Source organism: Bacillus sp. JJ1764, from assembly GCF_036962145.1.
Classification (GTDB): Bacteria; Bacillota; Bacilli; order Bacillales; family Cytobacillaceae; genus Neobacillus.
Genome location: NZ_JBALNY010000025.1, coordinates 636 through 3,405, shown reverse-complemented (window position 1 = coordinate 3,405; position 2,770 = coordinate 636). Strand labels below are relative to the sequence as shown.

The 2,770-nt window shown below is 31.5% G+C and carries 3 protein-coding genes; all 3 read right to left on the bottom strand.

The window, feature by feature from the left end:
* Positions 1-267: 267 nt before the first annotated feature.
* The 3 genes from V7083_RS03990 to V7083_RS03980 all read right to left on the bottom strand — a co-directional run bounded on the left by V7083_RS03990 (position 268) and on the right by V7083_RS03980 (position 2,706).
* Entirely contained in the window at positions 268-711 is a 444-nt protein-coding gene (locus V7083_RS03990) for a hypothetical protein (RefSeq protein ID WP_335475614.1), read from the bottom strand.
* Between the two features lie 819 nt (positions 712-1,530).
* Positions 1,531-1,677, bottom strand: coding sequence for a hypothetical protein (locus tag V7083_RS03985; RefSeq protein ID WP_335475616.1), 147 nt, complete (start codon positions 1,675-1,677; stop codon positions 1,531-1,533).
* A 183-nt stretch (positions 1,678-1,860) separates the two neighbouring features.
* Entirely contained in the window at positions 1,861-2,706 is an 846-nt protein-coding gene (locus V7083_RS03980; protein WP_335475612.1) for an aldo/keto reductase, read from the bottom strand.
* Between the last annotated feature and the right edge of the window lie 64 nt (positions 2,707-2,770).

The window sequence follows — 2,770 nt, the reverse complement described above, 5'->3', positions numbered from 1 at the left end:
AGTAGTAGTTTTTCTTTCTCCTGATTCCATTAGCATAAACTTAGCTTCTGCTTCAACTTGCTTAATTAGACATATTAAATTTTCAGCATCCAAGGGCTGTATCTCTCTAATTAACATTTGAATTCCCCCGATTCCATTGTGATTACCCAAAATTGTAAACTATATTTATTAAACTAACCTGCCAAGTTATTTCAAGAAGAAAAGCGTTTCTACTTATTTTAGAAACGCCCCCGTTTGTTGAATAAGAATCTATCTTTTTATCCTTCTTTAATTACTCTTGTATCTATTTTGTTTTCTCATCCAAGAACTAACCTCACGCCACTTTAGACTCTTGGCAGAAATCCAGCTATTTGTGTCAAGTGTATTATCTTCGGGTTCCCAATCATAGTCATCAGCCCAATAAAATAAACCTTCATGTAAAATCAGTTTTGCACCATAAATAATTGAATCATAATTAATTGGACTCGGAACGATGTGAAATTGGGTTACGCCTTCAAAAAGCAACTCAATTGCTGAAGGGTCACGATACTGCCTTTGGAAAAGGATTCTTACATTAGTATCAAGTTCTGGCGACATTCCCATCGATAAATTCTCATCAATGTAACTCTCAGTCCACATGTACAATTCCTTTAAACAACTATCATGGAATCCTCCAAATATGTCTAAAAGATTTTCAATATCTTTACTATCTTTAACTTCAATCCAATCCATCGGAAGCCTCCACTCTTAGTAAGTAGTTCTATCACTAAATAATAGCACGTTTTACCATTTCCTTCTTGCACTAACCTGCTCCGTTAGTGGATCAACGAAAAAACGATGCGGAAGCAGTGAAATTGTACTTGAGCTACCGCTATCCGCTACTTCAATAAAAAGTTAGAAAAACTTTGGTCATAGAAAAAAACAAATTGACTTGTAAATGCCAGCAATTTAACATCAAGATAATAAATAAAATATTTGAAAGTGGGGGTTATTATGGATAACTTCAAGTTGTTTTCGAATTGGTTAAATCAAGTATTAGAGCAAGACGTCCCAAAAGGAGAAACTAAAACACAAGAAATAATTAACATTATGCAAATGTTTTTATTCATCCACACACCCCAATATTTCGAGTTTTAAAGTTAGTTTCCCCAAACATAAAATATGTATGAAACTGATTTATTCTATTATTCAAAAACCTGCACTGTTACTTGATAAGAAAAATGCCTTACTATTTGTAAAGTAAAGCACCCGTTACTTTAAGTACATTTATTCACAAACTTTTTTACACCTCAATAAAACTCAATCCCTTAAATGTGTTGTCCATGCAAAAATACGCCTTCTTATTAAAGAAAAGCGCCCGATTGTTGAAGAACAAATATAATATCTTATATTAGATAGCCTTCAGATTTATTTATGATACCGTTCACTGTAACAAGTATAACGTAGACTTTTTCTAAGTTATACCTTAGAAAGTAGCGATAAAATAAATGCTTGCACTCATTAGATTAAACTACCTTACATACTTTATATCAAATTGGTCATTTAAGAAAATTAATCAATTGTGAAATATTCAAATCCCCCAGCATATTTTGTAGGTGAAAATTCAATTATTTCGTATTCTGCAATTTTATTAATATAAAACGGATCTTCTTTAATTATTGTCTCAACTTCATCTTTATTCTTTGCATTACAAAGAATTACTCCACCTACCCTCGGAGTTCTCCTTCCTGAGCATATAAATTTACATGACTAATAGTATTTATCCCAAATATTGTATATGTGTTTTTAAAGTTTTATCAACCTCATCAAGAGACTTGATGTAATTTACAAGTAAAATGAACATTAATATTCTCCTTTCGAAATCCTAAATTTCACCAAATATCATCTGTTAAATATATCTGGGCGTGCAAAAACTCTTTCAGGATCTGAACCTATTCTTAAGCCTTTTTCTAATTGTGTAATTTTATCTATATCGTCTTTAGTTATTTCAAAATCGAAAATCCCTGCATTCTCTTTTATTCTTGCTGAATTTGTTGATTTAGGAATCGTAACTACTCCCATTTGTAGATCCCACCTTAGCACAATTTGAGATATTGTTTTCTCATATTTTTTTGCGAGTTCATCTAAAAGTTGATTTTCAAATACTTTACCTCTCATTAATGGTGACCACGCTTCTAATTGTATATGATGTTTTTTACAGAATTCTATTAAGTCATTTTGAATAAGCTGAGGGTGAAATTCAATTTGATTTACCATTGGTACTACTTCTGCAGTTGCCATTATGCCCTTTAGATGGTCAACCTTAAAATTGCTAACACCAATAGCTTTTATATATTCCTCTTTATAAAGCTTTTCTAATGCCCTCCAAGTTTCATTATGCAAAGGGTGAGGCCAATGAATTAAATATAAATCGAGATAATCTGTACCAAGTTTTTTTATAGAAGTTTCAAAGGCTTTTAAAGTTTTCTCATAACCTTGGTCTGAGTTCCAAACCTTGCTAACTAAAAATATTTCTTTCCTAGACAATCCACTCTCTTTTATTGCAATACCAACCCCTTCTTCATTGTCATAATAAGAAGCAGTATCTATATGGCGGTATCCATTATTAAGTGCTTCTTTTACCGATTCAATAACTGTAGTTCCATTTTCAACTTTATATGTACCAAATCCAAGCCAAGGCATTTTCACTCCATTGCTTAATAGTGTACAACTTCTTATATCTTTCATTTTATTCATCCCTTCCAATATACGTTTATATTATAATAATTATATGATAAAATTTCCTTATCAT